The organism is Cellulomonas oligotrophica (assembly GCF_013409875.1).
GTDB lineage: Bacteria > Actinomycetota > Actinomycetes > Actinomycetales > Cellulomonadaceae > Cellulomonas > Cellulomonas oligotrophica.
Map to the genome: position 1 here is coordinate 2,696,868 of NZ_JACCBK010000001.1, position 19,726 is coordinate 2,716,593.

Sequence of the window (19,726 nt, forward strand, 5' to 3'; positions counted from 1 at the left end):
GCCGTCCCACGGCGGGGTGGACGATCGACCATGACACCCGTCGGGCCGCACGCCGCGCCCGGACCCGCTGAGCACGAGCCGAGGACCAGACGATGACGAGCCCGATCGCGAGCGCCCGTGCGCTCACCCGCACCTACGGCACCGGGGAGACGGCGGTCCGTGCGCTCGACGGCGTCGACGTCGACTTCGAGCGCGGCCGACTGACCGCCACGATGGGCCCCTCGGGCTCCGGCAAGTCCACGCTCATGCACTGCATGGCGGGCCTCGACCGCCCCACGTCCGGCACGGTCGTCGTCGACGGGCAGGAGGTCTCCGCGATGTCGGAGCGCCGCCTGACGAAGCTGCGCCGGGACCGTCTGGGCTTCGTGTTCCAGGCGTTCAACCTCGTGCCGACCCTGACGGCGCTGGAGAACATCACGCTGCCCGCGGACATCGCGCGCCGGCCGGTCGACAAGGACCACCTCGACGCGGTCGTGCGGGCCGTCGGGCTCACCGACCGCCTGCACCACAAGCCGTCCGAGCTGTCCGGCGGGCAGCAGCAGCGCGTCGCGTGCGCCCGCGCCCTCGTGACACGGCCGGCGGTCGTGTTCGCCGACGAGCCCACGGGCAACCTCGACTCCGCGTCGGCCCGCGAGGTGCTGACGTTCCTGCGCCGCAGCGTCGACGACCTCGGCCAGTCCGTCGTCATGGTCACGCACGACCCGACGGCCGCGTCGTACGCCGACCGCGTGCTCTTCCTCGCCGACGGGCGCATCGTCGACGAGCTGCTCGACCCGACGCCCGACGCCGTCCTCGAGCGGCTGGGCGCCCTGAGCCGCGCCGACGCCGACGCGCGCACCGCCCGGCACGCCGCCGCGTCCTCCGCCCTGCCTCCCGCCACGACCGCCGCCGCGCAGGTGCGCTGATGCTGCGGGTCACGCTGCGGGGCGTGCGCGCCCACGCCGTCCGGTTCGCGCTGTCGGTGCTGGCCGTCGCGCTCGGCGTCGCCTTCGTCGCCGGCACCTTCGCGCTGCGCACGATGATGTCGAGCACCTTCCACGGGATCGTCGACGCGCAGGCGCCCGCCGAGGTCTACGTGCGCGGGACCGACCCGCTGCCCGGCGGCGGCGGCGAGGAGTCGATCGGCGAGGCCCGCACCCCGGTGCCGATCGCGCTGGTCGACGAGGTCGCCGACGTCGACGGCGTGGACGTCGCGCTGCCCGACCTGGCCGGCCCGGTCGTGCTGGTGGGCGCCGACGGCACCGCCGTGCAGTCCACGCAGGCCCCGAGCATCGGCATCGGGTTCGACGAGCGGGACCCGTCGCTGACGGTCCTGCAGGGTCGCGGCCCCGCCGCCGCCGACGAGGTCGCCCTCGAGGTGGCCACGCTCGAGTCGTCCGGTCTCGCGCTCGGCGACCGCACCGACGTCGTCGTCGCGGGCGAGGTCGTCGAGGTCGAGGTCGTCGGGGAGGTGTCCGCGGGCGGGCCGATGGCGGGCGCGACGCTCGTGTTCCTCGACCACGACGCGGCCCTCGCCGCGTTCGCCCCCGAGGGCCTGGTCAGCACCGTGTCCGTGTACGGCACCGACGGGACCGACGAGCAGGTGCTCGCCGATGCGGTGGGCGCGGCGCTCGACGGCAGCGCTGTGCTCGCAGACGCGGGCGCGGCCGGCTCCGCCGAGGCCGTCACCGGCGCCTCGGTGCGCGCCGACCTGCAGGCCGACATCGACCAGCTGCTCGGCTTCGTCACCACGTTCCTGCTGGTCTTCGCCGTGGTGTCGCTGTTCGTCGGCGCCTTCCTCATCGCCAACACGTTCGCGATGTCGGTGCGGCAGCGGGTGCGCGAGTTCGCGCTGCTGCGGGCCGTGGGCGCCTCGCCCGCGCAGGTCTTCACGGTCGTCGTCGGCCAGGCCGTCGTGGTCGGGCTCGTGGGGTCGGCCCTCGGCGTGCTCGGCGGGCTCGGCCTGGTCTCGGTGCTGCGGGTCGTGCTCGCGCAGGTCGGCATGGACCTCACGGGCGACGTGCCGCTCGAGGTGCCGACCGTGGTGCTGTGCCTCGTCCTCGGCACCGTGGTCTCCGCGGTCGCCGCGGCCGTGCCCGCCCGCACCGCGGCCCTCGTGGCCCCGGTCGAGGCGATGCGCGGCGACGTCACCGTGCCCGAGCGGTCGCTGCGCCTGCGCGCCGTGCTCGGCGGTCTCGTCGCGCTCGCCGGCGCCGCCGCCGTGGGGTTCGCGGCCGTGCGGCCTGCGACCGACCAGGCCGAGCTGCTGCTCGGCGGCGGGGCCGCGGCGGTGCTCGTCGGCGTGCTCGTCGCGTCGCCGACCGTCGCCCGCGCCGTCCTGCGCGTGCTCACGGTGCCGTTCGTGCGGCTGCTGCCCCCGATGGGGCGGCTCGCGCAGGGCAACGTCGTGCGCAACCCCCGGCGCACCGCCGGCACGGCCGGGGCCCTGGTCATCGGCATGGCCCTCGTCGGCGCCGTCTCCGTGATCGCCGCGTCCGCGCAGCAGTCGCTCGCGAGCGTCGTCGAGAGCTCCACGGACGCCGACCTCGTGCTGCGCTCGGCCACCCAGATCATCCCCACGGGCGCGGTCGACGACGTCGCCGCGCTGCCCGAGGTGGGGGCGTCCGCGCCGCTCGCCTTCGGCACCGCCGCCGTCTCCGCGGAGCCCGGTGCCGACCCCACGGACGACGACACCTCGTACGTCGTCGGCCTGGAGCCCGGCGTGCTCGGCGGCGCCCTGCTCGTCGACGTCGAGGACGGCAGCACCGACGACCTCGCCGACGGCACGGCGGTGATCAACTCGCAGACGGCCGGCGACGGCTGGGCCGTCGGCGACACCGTGACCGTGCGCGCCGGCGAGGGCACCCGCGACCTGGACGTCGTGGCCGTCGTCGACACCCAGGTGGTCGGGGCGTCCGTGGTGGTGACCCGGGACGTGCTCGACGCGCTCGTCACCGACCCGCAGGTCGACACGGTCTTCCTCGACGCCGCCCCCGGCGTGGGCCTGGACGACCTGCGCACCGCCGTGGCCGACGCCGTCGCGCCGTACGTCGTCGTCTCGGTGCAGGACCAGGACGAGTTCGTCGACGCGATGGCCGCCCAGGTCGACCAGCTGCTCGTGATCCTCTACGCGCTGCTCGGGCTGTCGCTGGTGATCGCGGTGCTCGGGATCGTCAACACCCTGGCGCTGTCGGTCATCGAGCGGACCCGGGAGATCGGGCTGCTGCGGGCCGTCGGCCTCGGCCGGCTCCAGCTCGCGGGCACGGTGACGATCGAGTCGGTGCTGACCGCCGTGCTCGGCACGGTGCTGGGCCTCGCGGTCGGGGTCGGGCTCGCGTCCGCGCTGCCACGGGTCTACGCCGAGGACGGGCTCGACCAGCTCGTGCTGCCGTGGGACCAGATCGCGACGATGGTCGGGCTGGCCGTGGTCGTCGGGGTGCTCGCGGCCCTGTGGCCCGCGACGCGCGCCGCCCGCCTGCGCGCCCTGGACGCCATCGCCTCGGAGTGAGCCGGCGGGCCGGGCCGGCGGGCAGGACCTGCCCGGCCCGGCCCGCCGCTCAGCGCTTCTCGGGCGCCGTGCCGCGCACGGCGTCGGCGGGGAACCGGGTGCGGGCCGCGGCGATCTTCGCCTGCGCCGCGGCCGCGAGGTCGACGTCGAGGACGTCCGCGAGCCGCAGCAGGTAGACCAGGACGTCGGCCAACTCCTCACCGGCGCGCTGCCGACGGTCGGGTGCCGCGAAGCGGGCGGCGGCCTCGTCCGCGGGCAGCCACTGGAACAGCTCGGCGAGCTCGCCGACCTCCCCGACGAGGGCCAGGACCAGCGACTTCGGGTCGTGGAACTGCTCCCAGTCGCGCTCGCGCGAGAACTCCCGGACCAGGCGCGTCAGCCCGGCCACGTCCGTCACGCCGCCGTCGGTCCCGTCGTCCATGCCCCCATCCTTGCGCGGGCGGGTCGCGCGGGGAGGTCACGCGGGGGTCAAGTGCTCCGGGCAGGGCTCGTAGTGGTCCGGCTCGACGCGCAGGTCCGCGCGGCCGCCGGTCAGGGAGCGCAGGTCCAGCACGTACCGGGCCAGCTCGGCCTCCGGGACGGTGGCCTCGACGACCACGGAGCCGCCGTCCTGCGCGACGGTGTCGGTGATGCGTCCGCGCCGTGCCGACAGGTCGCTCATGACGTCGCCCTGCACGGTCGACGGCACGGTGACGTGCACCCGGCACACGGGCTCGAGCACGGTCGTGCCCGCCGTCGCCAGCGCCTCCTTCATGCCGATCGACGCCGCCGTGCGGAACGCCATGTCGGACGAGTCGACCGAGTGGGCCTTGCCGTCGACGACCTCGACGCGCACGTCGACCACCGGGAACCCGTGCGGGCCGCCGGCGGCCATGGCCTCGTGCACGCCGCGCTCCACCGCGGGCAGGTAGGTGCGCGGGATCGCCCCGCCCACGACGCGGTCGACGAACTCCAGGCCCGCGCCGCGCGGCAGCGGCGAGACCCGCATCTTCACGACCGCGAACTGCCCGTGCCCGCCGGACTGCTTCTTCAGCCGCCCCTCGACCTCGACGGTCCGCGCGATCGTCTCGCGGTAGCCCACGGGCACGGGCGCCGTCGTCACGTGCACGCCGAACACGCGCGCCAGCCGCTCCAGCGCGACGGTCAGGTGCGTGTCGCCCAGGCCGCGCAGGACCGTCCGGTCGCCGGTGCGGTCGACCGCGAGGGTGGGGTCGTCGCCGACGAGGCGGGCCAGCGCCGCGGAGAGCCGGTCGTCGTCGGACTGCGTGACGGGCTCCAGCGCGAGCGCGTACACGCGCTGCCGCTCGCGCGGTGGCCGGGCCGTGCACGCCACGCCGGGGGAGCCCTTGGCCGCGAGCAGCGCCCCGGTCGGCGTGCCGGTGAGCTTGGCGACCGCCGCGACCTCGCCCGCCCGCGCCGCGTCGACCGGCAGGTGCTCCTTGCCGCGCAGCCGGAACAGCCCCGAGACCCGCTCCTCGACGTGCGTGCTCGTGCACACCAGCCGGTCGCCCGGACGCACGGTGCCGGACAGCACGCGGAACAGCGTCACCTGCCCGACGAACGGGTCCGCGACCGTGCGGAACACGTGCACGAGCGCCGGGCCGTCCGGGTCGACGCCCACCTCGACCTCGGTGGTGCCGGCCAGGACGCTCACGCGCCGGTCGCCGGGCCCCGGGCCCAGCTCGCACAGCAGGTCGGCCAGCCGGTCGACGCCCACGCCCGTCACCCCGGAGACGACGAGCACGGGCACGGCCTGCCCGTCACGGACCTCGTGCGCGAGCGTGCGCTCCAGCTCGGCCGCCGTCGGCTCGTCGCCCGCCAGGTACCGCTCGAGCTGGTCGTCGTCGTGCGCGACGATCTCCTCGGTGACCTCCTCGTGCAGGCGGTGCTCCTCCGCGGCGACGTCCGCGGGCAGGTCCTGCACGTGGTGCGTGCCGTCCGCGTCGTAGGCGAACCCCTGCTCGCTGAGCACGTCCGCGACACCGCCGAACGCCTGCTCCTCGCCCACGGGCAGCTCGAGCGGCACCAGCGCCTGCCCGAACGCGGCCCGCAGGTCCTCCAGCGCGTGGTGGAAGTCGGCGCGGGCCTTGTCCTCCTTGGTGACGACCACCATGCGCGGCACGCCCGCGGCGCCCGCGGCCTCCCACGCCAGGTGCGTGCCGGCCTGCACGCCGTCGACGGCGCTGACCACGACGAGCGCCAGGTCGGCGGCGGTCAGCGCGGCGTCGACCACGCCGGCGAAGTCCAGCGCGCCGGGGGTGTCGAGCAGCGTCACGTCGTACGTCGACCCGTCGTCGGCGGTCCAGCCGAACGGGGCGACGCCGAGGCCGAGGGACACGCCGCGCGCGATCTCCTCGGGCTCGTGGTCGCTGACCGTGCTGCCGTCCTCGACGCGACCGGCCCGGGTGAGCACGCCGGCGCGGTGCAGCAGCGCCTCGGTCAGTGTCGTCTTGCCGGCGCCCGAGGCGCCCAGCAGCGCCACGGTGCGGATCCTGGGCGTCGTTGCCTGGTCCATGCCTACTCCCACGCTGGAGCCGATGGTCCCGCCAGCGTAGGGCGGCGGGGGCCCGGACGGCAGGACGAGGGTCCCGTGGCGCGATTCTCACCCGGACGCGCCGCGGGCCGGGCCCCGTGAGGAGCCCGGCCCGCGTGGTGGTCCTGCCGTCAGCTGGCGGCGAGCACGTCGACGACGAACACGAGCGTGGAGTTCGCGGGGATCGTCTCGCTCTCCTGGTCGCCGTAGCCCTTGTCCGGCGGCACGACGAGCAGCACCTGGCTGCCGACCTTCTGCCCGACGAGGCCCTCGTTCCAGCCGTCGATGACCTGGGCGGCGCCCACGCCGGTCACCGTGAAGGTCGAGCCGCTCTCCCACGAGGAGTCGAACTGCGTACCGTCCCACAGCCAGCCGGTGTACTTCACGATGACGTTCTGGCCCTCCTCGACCGTCGCGCCGTCACCCTCGATGAGGGGCTGCACGACGAGCTCGGTGGGGGCGTCGCCGTCGGCGGCCTCGATCGACGGGGCACCGTCGTCCGCGAGCGTCACGGTCGGCAGGCCGTCGGCGGGGGCCACGGCCTCGCCCTCGGCGCGCTCGAGGACCTTCGTGGCACCGACGAGATCGGCCACGGCGACGACCGCGCCACCGTCCTGCGGGACGGCGAACACCACGCGGGCGCCGATCTTCGCGCCCTGGAGGGCCTCGAAGAGCGTCGCGAACAGCGTGGCCTCGGTCAGCTCGACCGACTCCGGCGTGCCGCCGTCGTAGGTGGAGCCGAGGTCGGAGCCGTCGGCGCCGGAGATGCCGGTGGTCTGCATGGAGAGCAGGTCGCCGATCTCGACGGCGTCGCCGTCGCCCTCGACGACCAGGCGCGCCACGGGCGCGGTGACCTCGAAGGGCGTCTCGGGGAGCTCGACGGTGGGCTTGGCGCCCGCGTCGCCGGTGATCTCGACGGCGTCGAGGAGCGCGATGTCCTCGGCCGTGGGCTCCGCGTCCTGGGAGACGGAGGCGTCGTCGGTGGCGGTGGCCGACGCGGTCGGCTCGGCCTCGCCGCTGCTGCCGCCGCACGCCGCGAGCGTCACGCCCACGGTGAGGGCGAGCGCGGCGGCGGCGACGCGACGCGCGGTCGTACGGGCGGTGGTCGTGCGGCGCACGGGGTCCTCCGTCGATCTCAGGTCCCGCCCGGTCAGGGGCGGCGGACCTGCGCACGCTACGCGACGAACCTGGGCGCGTGTCGAGCGTTCCGGCCCTGAAACCTTTCGGCCCGCCGTGCTCAGGTGCGTCGAGCCGTGCTCAGCACCCCCAGCTGGACGGCGCCGACGGTGACGAGCAGCGCCCCGGTGAGCAGCCCGGACGCGCCCGCGAGCGCGGCCATCCACCACGGACCGGCGACGACGTCCTCGTCCGCGGCGACGCCGGCGATGTAGCCGAGGGCGAACGTGGTGGCGATGACCACGAGCCCGGCGACGAGCACGAGCGCGGCGAGGGCGCGGAGCAGGCGGATCGGCACTCCCGCACGGTACCGGGCGCGGGTCACGTGCTGAGCAGCGGGAAGCCCGACGGTGCGGCCGAGCGCACGTCCGCGGCCAGGAGGGCGGCGCCGAGGTCGCCCTTCATGAGGCTGCCGGGCACGGTGCCGGGGGCGTGCGCGCGGGTCGCGGCGACGTCCGCGAGGGTCTGCGCGGCGGTCCGCCACCGGCGCTCGCCCGTGGCGCGGTGCAGGTCGAGGCACGCGTAGCCGATGCCCGCGGCGCCGCAGCACAGCGTCGCGGACGCCTGCCCCGCCGCCGCGACGGCCCCGGTCGCGGCGGCCGCGGCGACGGCGAGGTCGGCCGGGTCGTCGCTCAGCCGGTGCGCGAGCGCCCACAGGAGCGCGTGGCCCGCTCCGCCGTGGCACCAGCCCGGCCACGCCTGCGCGGGGTCGCCGCCGAGGAGGCGGGGCCAGACCAGCTGCCCCGGGGTGCGGGCGTGCGCCGCGGCGCGCAGCCGGTCGAGCTCGTCGCGGGCGGGGTCGGGGACCGCACCACGCACCGCCTGCGCCCAGCGCAGCACGGCGTGCACCTGCCCGGCGCGGCCGTGCGCCAGGCCGAGGAACGCACCTGACGGCGCTGGCGCCCGCAGCCCGTCGGCGAGCCGTGCCGCGAGGTCGTCGCCGAGGGCGCGGGCGCGGGCCACGGCAGGGACGACCTCCGACGTGCCCGGGTCGGCGGGGCCCACGGGAGCGCGGTGCTCGACGAGCAGCGCGAGCCCGGTCAGGACGGCGGGGTGGCCGAGCGCGGCGTCGCCGTCGAGCGGGCCGTCCGCGGTGGTCTCCCACAGGTCGAGGGCGGCGGCCAGGTGCGCGTCGCCGGACGTGACGTCGCCCGCGGCGGTGGCGACCAGCCCGGCCACGAGGTGGACGCCCGGTGCCGCGTGCAGCGTCGAGCGCGGGCCGACGCGGGCGGCGTCGAGGTCGAGCGCCGGGGCGCTGACGCCCTGCGGGTCGGCGAGCTCGGCGACCGCGCGCTGCGCCCAGGCGTCGGCGTGCGCGACCCCGGCGGCCGCGTCCGCGGTGCTGCCCCGGTCGGCGTCGTGCTGCGCGAGGCGCCACCAGTGCAGCGCGACCCCGGCGGAGCCGAACGCGACGGTGGCCCGCGGGGGCCCGAGCGGTCCGCGCCACGCGGGCCCGTCGGGCACGTAGCGGCGTCGGGCCGCGCGGGCGAGGTCGGCGGCCGGCGAGCTGACGACGTCGCGGCCGTCCGCGTCCGGGGTGGGGCGCCCCGACCGTGCGGTGCGGGAGGCCGGGGGGGCCGGGGCGTCGGCCAGCGCCCGCGCGAGCGTCGCCGCGTCGGGCCACCGGTCCCGCGGCGACCGGGCCAGCGCCCGCCGCAGCACCCGGTCGAGCCCCGGCCAGGCGGGGGCGCCGTCGGCCTCGAACGACGACGGCACGGGGTCCGCGACGGCGGCGAGCAGGGCGCGTCGCTCGTCGCCCGTGCGCACCCACGGGCGCCCTGTGGCGACCTCGCGCAGCAGCGCGCCGAGCGCGAAGACCTCGCCCGCGACGGTCGGCGGCGGCGGCTCCTCGCCGGCCAGCAGCGCCGCTGCCAGCTCGGGCTCGTGGTAGGCGGCGACGCCGCCCCGCCCCCGGGGCACGTCGGCGCCGGAGCGGGCGTTGCCGAGGTCGACGAGCACGACGCGGCCCTCGTGGACGAGCACGTTGCGCGGGTGCACGTCGCCGTGCACGGCACCCGCCGCGTGCAGCGCGGCGAACGCCTGCGCCACGGCGACCACCAGCGCCCGCACGGCGGCCGGACCGCCGGCCCGGGCGTCCGCCGCGGCCAGGTCGAGGGTGCGCCCCGGCACCCACGGCACCGCGAGCCACCGACGCCCCGCGTCGTCCCCCGAGACGGGCGGCCCGGCGACCGCGGTGCAGCCGGCACGCACCAGCCCGTCCAGCAGGGCGTGCTCGCGGACGAGCACGCGGGCGGCGTCGGCCGTGGTCGCGACCTTGAGGGCGACGTCCGCACCGCCCGGCCCCGCACCGCCCGACCCCGACCCCGCGCCTCCCGGACCGTCGGCCGGCGGGCTGCCGGTGGCGCGTGCGACCCAGCCGTCGACCGTGGCCTGCACCGCGGTGCGCACCGTCCACGGCCCGACCACGTCCCCGGGTGCCGGCGGGACGACGCCGACGTGCCCGGGCGGGACGAGCACGCCGCGGCCCACCAGGCGTGCGGCCAGCGCCGCGACGTCCGCCAGCACGTCCTGCGCGGCCCGCCCGGTGCGCGCGGCGTGCCGCAGCGTCACGTCCACGACCGTGCGGGGGGTCCGGAAGTCCGCGAGCACCGCCGCGGCGTCGGCGTCGAGCACCGTCGACCCGTCCCGCGAGCGCAGGTGCCCCACGGCGACCTCGCCGGGACGGGCACCCAGGTCGCGCCGGGCGTCGTCGTCGAGGGTGTCGAGCGCGACGACCACGGCGTCGTCGTCGACCCGCAGCGGACCGAGCAGCACCTGCCCCGGCAGCACCGGGCCCGGCGCCGTGGCCGTCACGGGGTCACCCCCGCCTGCGCCCGGGGCGCGGTCAGCGCCGTCCCGGGCCGTGCGGTCCCCGGCAGCACGGGCCCCCGCGCGACGGGCTCCCACCGGACGGGGTCCACGCCGTCCGCGCGGAGCCGGGCGGCGACGACGGCGGTCGGGTCGTCCGCGTCCCCGGCGTCGAGCAGCGCGCGCGCGACCAGCCGGCACACGTGCGAGCGCCAGCTCGGCGACAGCCACGCCAGCGGCGGCTCGGCGGGGTCGGTGCCCGTGCGCACCCGGCTGCCCGGGCGGCCGGTGAACGGCAGCGGCGTCGGGTCGACGTCGCCGCACGCGTCGTCCACCGCGCGCGTGAGGGCGTCGACGGCGGCCGGTCGCAGCCCGTGCACGACCAGCCGGTCGGGCCGCAGGGCGCCGCGCGGCCCGGTGCCGACCTTCACGGCGGCGGCGTCGCCCGGCGGCACGTGCGCGGCGAGCACGCCGACCGTGGCGGCGAACGCGTCGGGCAGGTGCTCGGGCGGCACGCACACGTACGCCTTGTCCTGGACGGGCCGGCGCGGGTCGGTGCCCGGGTGCCACCACCGCACCCAGTGCGCGTCGGACCCGTGCCGCCAGCCGTCCAGCACGGCCCGCACCTGCGGGCGGCCCAGCAGCAGGCGGTGCGTGGTGGCGTCGGCGTCGGCGGGTGCCGCGCGCCACCGAGCCGTCGCGGGCAGGGTCCCGTGCACGTAGAGGCGGCGGGCCAGCACGTCGACGTCGTCGACGCCCGCGGCGAGCAGCCGGGCCGCGTGCCGCACGGCCTCGTGCGCGTCGCCGGGGGGCAGCGGCGAGCCGTCCGCCCCGGGGCCGCTGGTCCAGCCCCCGTCGCGCCTGCGCTCGAGGACGCCGTCGACGACGAGCCGGTCGACGACGTCCGCGGGCGCCGGTGCCGTCGGCCGCTCCAGCACGGCCAGCACGGTCGCGTCGACGGCCTTCCACGTGGCGCCGGGGGCGCGCGGGCGCAGGAACGCGGCGACCGCCGGGTCCGCCGCGAGCGGTGCCACGGCGGCGCGCTCGTGCGGGGCCAGGTCGGGCGTGCGGACCACGTCGTACCGGCCCGTGGTCCGCACGTCGGCGGTCGCCGCGTCGCTCACGGCGCCGTGGGGGCCGTGCGCAGGTCCTCGGCCAGGCCCTTGAGGCGCCCGGTCAGGCCCTCGGCCTGCTCGCGGGACGTCAGCGCCGCCGACCGCTCCGCCATCGCCGCCTCGGTGCGCGCCAGCGCGTACTGCAGCAGCGCGTGCACCTGCTCGATCGGCGGCAGCACGACCTGCTCGGCGGGGTCCAGGCGGAACTTCGACGACGCGTTGCTGCACCCGCCCGGGCACGAGCTCACACCGGCGTCGCAGCCGGCGGCCGCGCCCGGCAGCACCGACACCAGCAGGTCGCGCACCCGGAACGCCCCGGCGAACCCCTCCACGCGGTCCGTCTCGCCGACCTCCTGCAGCACCGCGACGGACTCCTCGACCTGCGCGGCCAGCAGCTCACGCTCCTTGGCGTCCTGCGGCAGCCCGGCCGACGGGTCGCGCCCGGCGGCCTGCACGAGGTCGACCTGCTCGCTCGCGTGCCGCAGCAGCACCTGCAGCTCGCGGAAGTCCGCGGGGTTGATCCGCCAGTCGTTGCAGCCCGTGGTGTGGAAGTCGCTCGCGGCGTTGCTGCACCCGCCGGGACAGTCCGAGTGCTGGTTGCTGCACGCACCCCCGCACACCGAGTCGTTCGTGCAGTCGGCCGCCCGCAGCCCCGGGGGCAGCACGGTGACCAGCAGGTCCTTGTACCGGAACGTCATGGCGTCCTCGCTCTCTCCTGCGGCCCGCACCGGTGCGGGCCTGCCCGTCCCGACGCTAGGGACGCCGCCACCCGGACCGTCAGGTCCAGGCCGGGCCCGGAAAAGGACCAGAAAAGGACCGGCTCAGCGGTGGTGCGCGACCGCGTGCAGGTGCGCGACGGGCGGCACGGCGGCACCGTCGAGGAGTGCGGCGGCCTCGCCACGGTGCCGCACCCCGAGCTTGCGCAGCAGGTTGTGCACGTGGTTCTTCACCGTCCGCTCCTCCAGCACGAGCAGGCGGGCGATCTCCCGGTTCGTCAGACCGTCGCCGAGCAGGCGCATGACCTCGCGCTCGCGGGGCGTCAGGTGCGTCGGTGCCAGGGCGGGCGCGCTGCGGTGCCCGAGCGTGGCGCACACGGCGGAGCGCAGCGCGTCGGCGTCGGCGTCGGGGCCGAGCACGCGCACCCACGGCCCGTCGGACGGGCGGGCGGAGGCGTCGTCGACGAGCAGGACGAGCGGCGCCCGCACCCACAGGGCGAGCAGCCGCCGCGCCGCCAGCGGGTCGGCGGCCGGGCGCAGCACGAGCAGGTCGGGCAGCCCGGCGGCGAGCGGGTCGGGGCGGGGTGCGCACGCGCGCACCGCGCCCACGCACGGCGAGCCGCGCACGACCTCGACGAGGCAGCTGCGTGCGAGCGTCGCGTCGTCGACGACCAGGACGTCTGCGGCGTCCATGCCCGACCTCCGTCCCCCCGTGGTGCCCGCGGGTGCCCCGCGGAGTCCCCTCGGCAGGAGGAGCGCCCACCTGCCGAGGAGATACCGGGTGGGTCAGAGCAGCCGGCGGGAGTCCGGGTGCACGACCCGCAGCCAGCGGTACCCGTACCCGTCGAGCTCGACGTCGAGGCGGCCGCGGGCGTCGGGGTGGTGCTCGTCGTCCTGGAGCAGGTCCACCAGGCGGCACCGCTCGTCGGTGTCGGGCAGGTGCAGCGGCACGGTCACCGACTCCGGGCCCAGGTTGTGCAGCAGGACCGTCGACGCGTCCTGCCAGGTCGAGCGGTGCGCGAGCACGGACGCGTGCGGCTGGTCGAGGATCTCGGCGCGCTCGGTCCACCCCAGCTCGGGGCACTCCCGGTACCGGCGGGCCAGCAGCTGCACGAACGACAGCAGCGACGCGGGGTCGCGCCGCTGGTCGGACACGTTGACGTGCGCGGGGCCGTACGCGCCCTCGACGACGGGCCCGGACAGCCGGGACGGCGCCGCGGCGGAGAACCCGCCGTTCTTGCCCGCGGTCCACTGCATGGGCGTGCGCACCGCGAGGCGACCCTCGGCGGCGAGGTTCTCGCCCATGCCGATCTCCTCGCCGTAGAACAGCACCGGGGTGCCGGGCAGCGCGAAGAGCAGGGAGTAGACCATCCGCACCCGCCGCGGGTCGCCGTCGAGCATCGGCGGCAGCCGGCGGCGCAGGCCCCGCCCGTACAGCTGGTGGTCCTCGTCGGGCCCGAACGCGGCGAACACCTCGGCGCGCTCGTCGTCGGTGAGCTTGTCGAGCGTGAGCTCGTCGTGGTTGCGCACGAACGTCGCCCACTGCGCGTCACGGGGGATCGGCGGCCGCGCGGCCAGCGTCGCGGCGACCGGCCCGGCGTCCTGGCGCGCCAGCGCCAGGTACATCTGCTGCATGAGGACGAAGTCGAACTGCAGGTTCAGCTCCTCGCCCTCGTGGTCGCCGTCGTGGTCGTGGTCGCCGAAGAACAGCCGCTGCTCGTCATAGGGCAGGTTGACCTCGCCCATGAGGATCGAGTCCCCGACCCGGCGGGACAGGAACGCCCGCAGGTCCTGCAGGAACTCGTGCGGGTGCTCGACCTCGTCGTCGGGGTCGTCGGCGACGTCGGCGAGGAAGAACGGCACGGCGTCGACCCGGAACCCCGACAGCCCCAGCTCCGCCCAGTAGCCGACCATCTTCACGACCGCGTCCCGGACCTTCGGGTTGGCCGTGTTCAGGTCCGGCTGGTGCCGGTAGAACCGGTGCCGGTACCAGGCGCCCGCCTGCTCGTCGTACGTCCAGATGCCGTCCTCCTTGTCGGGGAAGACGACCTCGTCCTTCGTGTCCGGCGGCGGGTCCTCCCGCCACACGTACCAGTCGCGGTACGGGGAGTCCTTCGAGCGGCGGGCCGAGCGGAACCACGGGTGCTTGTCGGACGTGTGGTTGACGACGAGGTCCGCGATGACCCGGATCCCGCGGTCCTTCGCGGTGCGGATCAGCTCGACGAGGTCGCCGGCGTCGCCCAGGCGCGGGTCGACGCCGTAGTAGTCGGTGATGTCGTACCCGTCGTCCTTGTCGGCCGTCGGGTAGAACGGCATCAGCCACAGGCACGTCACGCCGAGCTCGGCGAGGTGGTCGATGCGCTGCACGAGGCCCGGCAGGTCGCCGACCCCGTCGTCGTCCCAGTCCATGTACGTCTCGACGTCCAGGCAGTACACGACCGCGTTCTTCCACCACAGGTCGCCGGTGTCGCGGATCCTCACGCGCGCACCTCCCGCAGCACGGGCAGCAGGTGCTCCGCGGCGACGTCGACGAACGCCTCGAGCGACGCCGAGCGCGGCGTGCTCGTCGGCGCCGCGTCGGGGTGCTTCTCGTGCGACGGCACGACGTCGGTGACGACCTGGTGCAGGTAGACGGCGTCGAACCCGATCTCGACCAGCGCCGCGACGCGTTCGGCCAGGCGCGCCGGCTCGTGGTCGACGAGCACCGACGAGCGGATCACGTCCTCGGAGACCTTCGGGGCGATCTGGTCGAACGCCTCCGGGGTGTCCAGGTCCCAGGCCACCGGCGGGCCCACGGCGTTGCCGGCCCACTGCTCGCGCGCGATCCGGAACGCCTCGTCGGGGTCCGGCGCGTACGCCACGTGCACCTGCAGCGCGATCTCGCCCCGCCCGCCCGCGTCGCGGTAGGCGTCGACCACGGCGCGCAGCGCGGCCGGGTCCTGGTTGACCGTGACCAGGCCGTCCGCCCAGCGGGCGTGCGCGGCCGCGGTCGTCGCGGTGACCGCCGGGCCGATCAGCAGCGGCGCGACGTCCGGCAGCGTCCACAGCTTGGCGCGGTCCACTCGCACGAGTCCCTCGTACGTGACCTCCTCGCCCGCGAGCAGCGCCCGGATGATCTCGACGCACTCCACCAGCCGGGCGTCGCGCACGTGCTTGGCGGGCCACCCGTCGCCGGTGATGTGCTCGTTCATGTTCTCGCCCGAGCCGAGCGCGACCCAGAACCGCCCCGGGTGCATCGCCGCCAGCGTCGCCGCCGCCTGGGCGATGATCGCCGGGTGGTACCGCTGCCCGGGGGCGTTGACGACGCCGAACGGCAGCGACGTCGTCGCCATCGCGGCACCGAGCCACGTCCAGGCGAACCCGGAGTGCCCCTGCGTGGCCGACCAGGGGGCCCAGTGGTCCGAGCACATCGCGGCGTCGAAGCCACGCTGCTCGGCGAGCTGGACGGCGGAGAGCAGGGCCGAGGGGTGGACCTGCTCGTGGGAGGAGTGAAGACCGACGCGCACCATGCCGCACTTTCCTACCCGCTGGACGCCCGTCCCGCCCGTCGAGAGCAGCGTCAGGGAGCGCCGTCAGGGCCCAGCGTCAGGGAGCGGTGCCCGGGCGGGTGCCGGTGGCGCGGCCGGCGACGATCGCGTCGGCGTGGTCGACGATCCAGCCCATGAGCGGCAGCAGGTGCGCGGCCAGGTCGTGGCCGAGCGGGGTGAGCGCGTAGTCCACGCGCGGCGGCACGGTCGCGGCGACCGTGCGGTCCACGAACCCGTCCGCCTCCAGGGTCCGCAGCGTCTGGGCGAGCATCTTCTCGCTGACGCCCTCGACGGTCCGCCGCAGCTCGCCCCAGCGCATCCCGCCGTGCGAGAGCGCCACGATCACGAGCACGCCCCACCGGCTGGTCACGTGGTCGAGCACCACACGGCTCGGGCACGCCGCGGGCAGGTGGTGGGTGGCCAGCATCTGCTGCAGCGCGGCGCCCCCGGGTGCGGACGTGTGCGGGGCCGCGCCCCGGTCCACCGGTCGACCTGATGTGACCGACGTCTCATCAGCATCCGCCAGGATCGCTGTGACCTGCATGCTCACCTCCAGGTGCGTACCCAACCACGAAGTGGGCACCGTCGATCGGGAAAGCCTACGCCGCCCCCCGCGTTCTTGCCCTTGACGGTGCGGGTGGTCCGCACCGGGAGAACCACCGAGGAGCACCCCATGTCGATCGTCGTCACCGGAGCCACCGGCCACCTCGGCCGCCTCGTCGTCGAGGGCCTGCTCGACGCAGGCGTCGCCCCCGACCAGGTCGTCGCCGGAGGCCGCTCCACCGACCGCCTCGCCGACCTCGCCGCCCGCGGCGTGCGCGTCGTCACGCTCGACTACACCGACCCCGCCACGGTCGCCGCCGCGCTCGCGGGCGCCGAGAAGGTGCTCCTCGTCTCCAGCAGCGAGGTCGGCCAGCGCGTCGCCCAGCACCGCGTCGTCGTCGACGCCGCCGTCGCCGCGGGTGTCCAGCACCTCGTCTACACCAGCGCCGCCCACGCCGACACCTCCGACCTCGTGCTCGCGCCCGAGCACAAGGCCACCGAAGAGCTGCTCGCCGCGTCCGGCCTGCCCGTGACGGTGCTCCGCAACAACTGGTACACCGAGAACTACGCCCAGGCGCTCCAGCAGGCCGCCGCCACCGGCGAGATCGTCGCCTCGGTGGGCGAGGGCCGCGTCGCCTCCGCCACGCGCGCCGACTACGCCGCCGGAGCCGTCGCCGTCCTCACGGGCACCGGCCACGCCGGCCAGGCCTACGAGCTGTCCGGCGACGTCGCGTGGACCCACCACGAGCTCGCCGCCGCCGCGGCCGAGGTCCTCGGCCGGCCCGTGACCTACCGTGCGGTGAGCACCGAGGAGCACACGCAGATCCTGCGCTCCGTCGGCCTCGACGAGGGCACGACCGGCTTCGTCACCACGCTCGACGCCGACATCGCCCGCGGCGACCTCGCCGACGCCACCGACACCCTGCGCACCCTGATCGGCCGCCCGACGACCCCCCTCGTCGACGCGGTCCGAGCGATCCTCGCCTGAGGGTCGCTCCCGCCGCCGGACCCGGACCGGCACGCCCGCGACAGGCGGCGCCACCCCGGGTCCGGCGGACGGTCCCCGCTCAGGGCAGCAGGTCGCGCGCGAGCACGCCGGCCTGGAGCCGGGACCGCACGCCCAGCTTGGCCAGCACGTGGCTGACGTGCGACTTCACGGTCGTCGCCGAGACGCCGAGCCGCTCGGCCAGGCCGGCGTTGGACAGGCCCTCGCCGAGCCCGGCGAGCACGTCCCTCTCCCGGGCGGTGAGGGGTGCCAGGCGAGGGTCCTCCTCGGTCACGGCCGCCTGCGCGGCGGGGACGAGGCCGCCGCGTCCCGCGACGGCGTCGAGCAGGCGGCGCGTGACCTCGGGGGCCAGCACCCCCTCGCCGGCGGCGACACGACGGACCGCGTCCACGAGCTCGGCCGCACCGACGGACTTCAGCAGGAACCCCGCGGCCCCCGCGCGCACCATGCCGACGACGTACTCGTCGAGGTCGAACGTCGTCAGCGCGACGACCTCGGCCAGCCCCTCCGCGACGATCGTGGCGGTGGCGGCGACGCCGTCGGTGCCCGGCATCCGCACGTCCATGAGCACGACGTCCGGCCGCAGGGCGCGCGCCTGACGGACCGCGACGTCCCCGTCGCCGGCCTCGCCGACCACCTCCAGGACGCCCGACTGCTCCAGCATGAGCCGCAGCCCGGCGCGGACGGCGCCGTGGTCGTCCGCGAGCAGCACCCGGACCGGCGCGGTCACGACGGCACCTCGCCGGCTGCGGGCCCGGGGGCGGGGGCGGGGGCCGGGTCCAGCGGGAGCCGCGCCCGCACCACCCAGGCGCCCCCCTCGGCGCCCGCGGTGACGCCGCCGCCCAGCACCGCCGCCCGCTCGCGCATCGACGCCAGGCCGGACGAGGACGACGGCAGGTCGCGCGGCAGGTCGCGGCGCGCGCCGACCGGCGCGGGGACGGGGTTGCGGACCTCGAGGTGCAACGAGCCGCCGGACGTCCGGGCGGTCAGGACCGGGCGTCCGGACCCGTGCTTGTGCGCGTTCGTGACGGCCTCCTGGGCGATGCGGTAGGCGGTCTGGCCGACGGCGGCCGAGACGGCGGGCAGACCGGCGCCCGCGAGGTCGACGTCGAGCGACGCGACCTGGTCGAGGCCGGGCGGGGCGGGCAGGTCGTCCGCCCCCGCTCCGGCGCGCAGCACGAGGATCATGGCGCGCATCTCGGTGAGGGCGTCGAGGGCGCCGGCGCGGACGGCCCGGAGCGCCGTCCGGTCCCGCGCCGCGTCCGCGGGGCGGGCCAGCGCGGCCTCCGCGTGGATGGCCACCGCAGCCAGGTGGCCCGCGACGGCGTCGTGCAGGTCGCGCGCCATGCTCGCCCGCTCGTCCTGCACGGCCGTCGCGCGGTCGAGCGCCGCGATCCGGGCGGCGTCGTCGGCGTGCGCACGCGCCAGGTCCGCCCGCTCGCGCTCCAGGTCGGCGCGGCGCGCCTCCGACCGGGCCAGCTCCTCGGTGCGCCGCACGTCCCCGCCCCACCAGAACGGCGTGAGGAACATCGCGACCAGCACGAGGACGACCTGGACGACGTCCCGTGCGGCCAGGCCCGCGACGACGGCGGCGACGGCCCCGGCCAGCACCCCGGCGCCGACCACGCCCTGCGTGCACCGCCGCGCGCGGACCGACGCGTGCACGGCGACCGCGAACAGCGCGTCGAACAGCACGAGGTACATCCCGAGCCCGCCGCCGAGCAGGGCGTCGACCACGCTGAGCACGACGACCGCGACGAGCACGCCGACGGGCCGCCGCCGCTTCGACGCCAGCAGCAGCGTCGCCACGAGCAGCAGCGCCCCCTGCCACGCCCGGGGTGCCGGCACGTCGAGCACGGGGCTCGTCGGGCCGACGCCGCCGACGTCCAGCGCGAGCAGCGCCAGCCCGAGCGCGAGCAGCCCCAGCGCGTCCGCACGGTCGGTGGCGCCCGAGGCGCGCGCCGCCCACCACCGGCTCACGGCGAGCGCGGCGCGGCGACCCTGGGCGACGAGCACGGCTCCATGACAGCAGACCCGTGGCCGGGTGCTCTCCTCCGGAAGGAGGAGGCGTCCTCGTCGGGACGGACCGGTCCGCGCCCCGCCGGTCGGTCCGTCCGCCGGACGCGGGCGGCGGACGTGCTGCGCGACGGTGGCGCCATGACGCTGATCGAGTGGGTGCGCGACAACCCGGTGGCCGCCCTCGTGGTGGCCTGCGAGGTCGCCTTCTGGGTGTTCCTGGTCGCGGCGGTCCTCGCGCGGTACGTGCTCGGGCGGCGGCGCCTGTCGACCGTGCTGCTGCTGTGCGAGCCGGCGATCGAGGTGGTGCTGCTCGTCGCCACGGTCGGCGACCTGCTGCGCGGCAGCGAGCCCACGTGGACGCACGGCGTGGCGGCCCTCTACCTCGGGTACACGGTGGCGTTCGGGCGGTGGACGGTCGAGAAGGTCGACGGGTGGGTGGCGTACCGGTTCTTCGACGGGCCCCGTCCGCCGCGCCCGCCGGCGCGCGGCGTCGCACGGCTGCGCCACGAGTGGTGGCTGTGGTGCCGGGTGGTGCTCGCCTGGGCCGTGGCCTGCGGCCTGCTGGGCGTGCTCATGCTCGTCGCGACGGCTCCCGACCTGCGCGAGGTGCTGCTCGGGTGGGCCGGGCGGGCCACGGTCGTCATGGTCGCGTGGGGCGTCCTCGGGCCCCTGTGGCAGCTGGTCGCCGACGGCGGCGCCGGCGACCGCGAGCAGGAGGACGTCCCGTCCGCCGACGCGGCGCGGGACCGGACGCGGGCTTAGGGTCGAGGCCCACCCCCGCTCGACGACGAGGACG

At 76.8% G+C, this 19,726-nt stretch carries 17 protein-coding genes; 4 read left to right on the forward strand and 13 right to left on the reverse strand.

Going from position 1 to position 19,726, the window contains the following annotated elements; translation table 11 throughout:
• Positions 1 to 92: 92 nt before the first annotated feature.
• A complete protein-coding gene (locus BKA21_RS12255; protein WP_140459383.1) occupies positions 93 to 905 on the forward strand; it encodes an ABC transporter ATP-binding protein in 813 nt (270 codons plus the stop codon).
• The gene (locus BKA21_RS12260) at positions 905 to 3,487 is read left to right on the forward strand and encodes an ABC transporter permease (RefSeq protein ID WP_140459384.1); all 2,583 of its coding nucleotides are present in this window, start codon (positions 905 to 907) and stop codon (positions 3,485 to 3,487) included. The genes BKA21_RS12255 and BKA21_RS12260 overlap by 1 nt, the downstream gene beginning before the upstream one ends.
• Positions 3,488 to 3,536: 49 nt before the next feature.
• Here BKA21_RS12260 and BKA21_RS12265 read toward each other — a convergent pair whose 3' ends face one another.
• From BKA21_RS12265 to BKA21_RS12315, 11 genes are all read right to left on the reverse strand, one after another.
• Positions 3,537 to 3,908 carry a nucleotide pyrophosphohydrolase gene (locus tag BKA21_RS12265; RefSeq protein WP_140459385.1) on the reverse strand — a complete coding sequence of 124 codons (372 nt, stop codon included), beginning with the start codon at positions 3,906 to 3,908 and terminating at the stop codon, positions 3,537 to 3,539.
• A 36-nt stretch (positions 3,909 to 3,944) separates the two neighbouring features.
• Positions 3,945 to 6,002, reverse strand: coding sequence for an elongation factor G (locus BKA21_RS12270; protein ID WP_140459386.1), 2,058 nt, complete (start codon positions 6,000 to 6,002; stop codon positions 3,945 to 3,947).
• A gap of 149 nt (positions 6,003 to 6,151) precedes the next feature.
• Positions 6,152 to 7,138, reverse strand: a complete 987-nt coding sequence (locus tag BKA21_RS19595) for an FKBP-type peptidyl-prolyl cis-trans isomerase (RefSeq protein WP_140459387.1) — start codon at positions 7,136 to 7,138, stop codon at positions 6,152 to 6,154.
• A 119-nt stretch (positions 7,139 to 7,257) separates the two neighbouring features.
• On the reverse strand, positions 7,258 to 7,494 hold the full coding sequence (locus BKA21_RS12280) for a hypothetical protein (RefSeq protein ID WP_140459388.1): 237 nt from the start codon (positions 7,492 to 7,494) through the stop codon (positions 7,258 to 7,260).
• A gap of 23 nt (positions 7,495 to 7,517) precedes the next feature.
• On the reverse strand, positions 7,518 to 10,010 hold the full coding sequence (locus BKA21_RS19980; RefSeq protein ID WP_170209031.1) for a lanthionine synthetase LanC family protein: 2,493 nt from the start codon (positions 10,008 to 10,010) through the stop codon (positions 7,518 to 7,520).
• A complete protein-coding gene (locus BKA21_RS20190; RefSeq protein WP_140459390.1) occupies positions 10,007 to 11,128 on the reverse strand; it encodes a hypothetical protein in 1,122 nt (373 codons plus the stop codon). The genes BKA21_RS19980 and BKA21_RS20190 overlap by 4 nt, the downstream gene beginning before the upstream one ends.
• The gene (locus BKA21_RS12295) at positions 11,125 to 11,817 is read right to left on the reverse strand and encodes a hypothetical protein (protein WP_179625368.1); all 693 of its coding nucleotides are present in this window, start codon (positions 11,815 to 11,817) and stop codon (positions 11,125 to 11,127) included. Before BKA21_RS12295 ends, BKA21_RS20190 begins: the two co-directional genes overlap by 4 nt.
• Positions 11,818 to 11,940: 123 nt before the next feature.
• Positions 11,941 to 12,528: a response regulator transcription factor gene (locus BKA21_RS19985; protein ID WP_179625369.1), complete on the reverse strand. Its 588-nt coding sequence runs from the start codon at positions 12,526 to 12,528 to the stop codon at positions 11,941 to 11,943.
• 93 nt (positions 12,529 to 12,621) lie between these two features.
• Positions 12,622 to 14,316 carry an alpha-amylase family protein gene (locus BKA21_RS12305; protein WP_140459392.1) on the reverse strand — a complete coding sequence of 565 codons (1,695 nt, stop codon included), beginning with the start codon at positions 14,314 to 14,316 and terminating at the stop codon, positions 12,622 to 12,624.
• The gene (locus BKA21_RS12310) at positions 14,313 to 15,344 is read right to left on the reverse strand and encodes a TIGR03885 family FMN-dependent LLM class oxidoreductase (protein WP_140459393.1); all 1,032 of its coding nucleotides are present in this window, start codon (positions 15,342 to 15,344) and stop codon (positions 14,313 to 14,315) included. The genes BKA21_RS12305 and BKA21_RS12310 overlap by 4 nt, the downstream gene beginning before the upstream one ends.
• Positions 15,345 to 15,420: 76 nt before the next feature.
• Complete coding sequence (locus BKA21_RS12315) at positions 15,421 to 15,789, reverse strand: winged helix-turn-helix transcriptional regulator (protein ID WP_140459679.1); 369 nt, start codon at positions 15,787 to 15,789, stop codon at positions 15,421 to 15,423.
• A gap of 246 nt (positions 15,790 to 16,035) precedes the next feature.
• On the opposite strand from BKA21_RS12315, the gene BKA21_RS12320 reads away from it, so the two are divergent.
• Positions 16,036 to 16,893, forward strand: coding sequence for an NmrA family NAD(P)-binding protein (locus BKA21_RS12320; protein ID WP_140459394.1), 858 nt, complete (start codon positions 16,036 to 16,038; stop codon positions 16,891 to 16,893).
• A gap of 79 nt (positions 16,894 to 16,972) precedes the next feature.
• Here BKA21_RS12320 and BKA21_RS12325 read toward each other — a convergent pair whose 3' ends face one another.
• Together BKA21_RS12325 and BKA21_RS19990 are read right to left on the reverse strand one after the other, a co-directional pair.
• Positions 16,973 to 17,641, reverse strand: a complete 669-nt coding sequence (locus BKA21_RS12325) for a response regulator (RefSeq protein WP_140459395.1) — start codon at positions 17,639 to 17,641, stop codon at positions 16,973 to 16,975.
• Complete coding sequence (locus BKA21_RS19990) at positions 17,638 to 18,927, reverse strand: sensor histidine kinase (RefSeq protein WP_140459396.1); 1,290 nt, start codon at positions 18,925 to 18,927, stop codon at positions 17,638 to 17,640. The genes BKA21_RS12325 and BKA21_RS19990 overlap by 4 nt, the downstream gene beginning before the upstream one ends.
• 141 nt (positions 18,928 to 19,068) lie before the next feature.
• On the opposite strand from BKA21_RS19990, the gene BKA21_RS12335 reads away from it, so the two are divergent.
• Positions 19,069 to 19,692: a hypothetical protein gene (locus BKA21_RS12335; protein WP_179625370.1), complete on the forward strand. Its 624-nt coding sequence runs from the start codon at positions 19,069 to 19,071 to the stop codon at positions 19,690 to 19,692.
• Positions 19,693 to 19,726 lie beyond the last annotated feature (34 nt).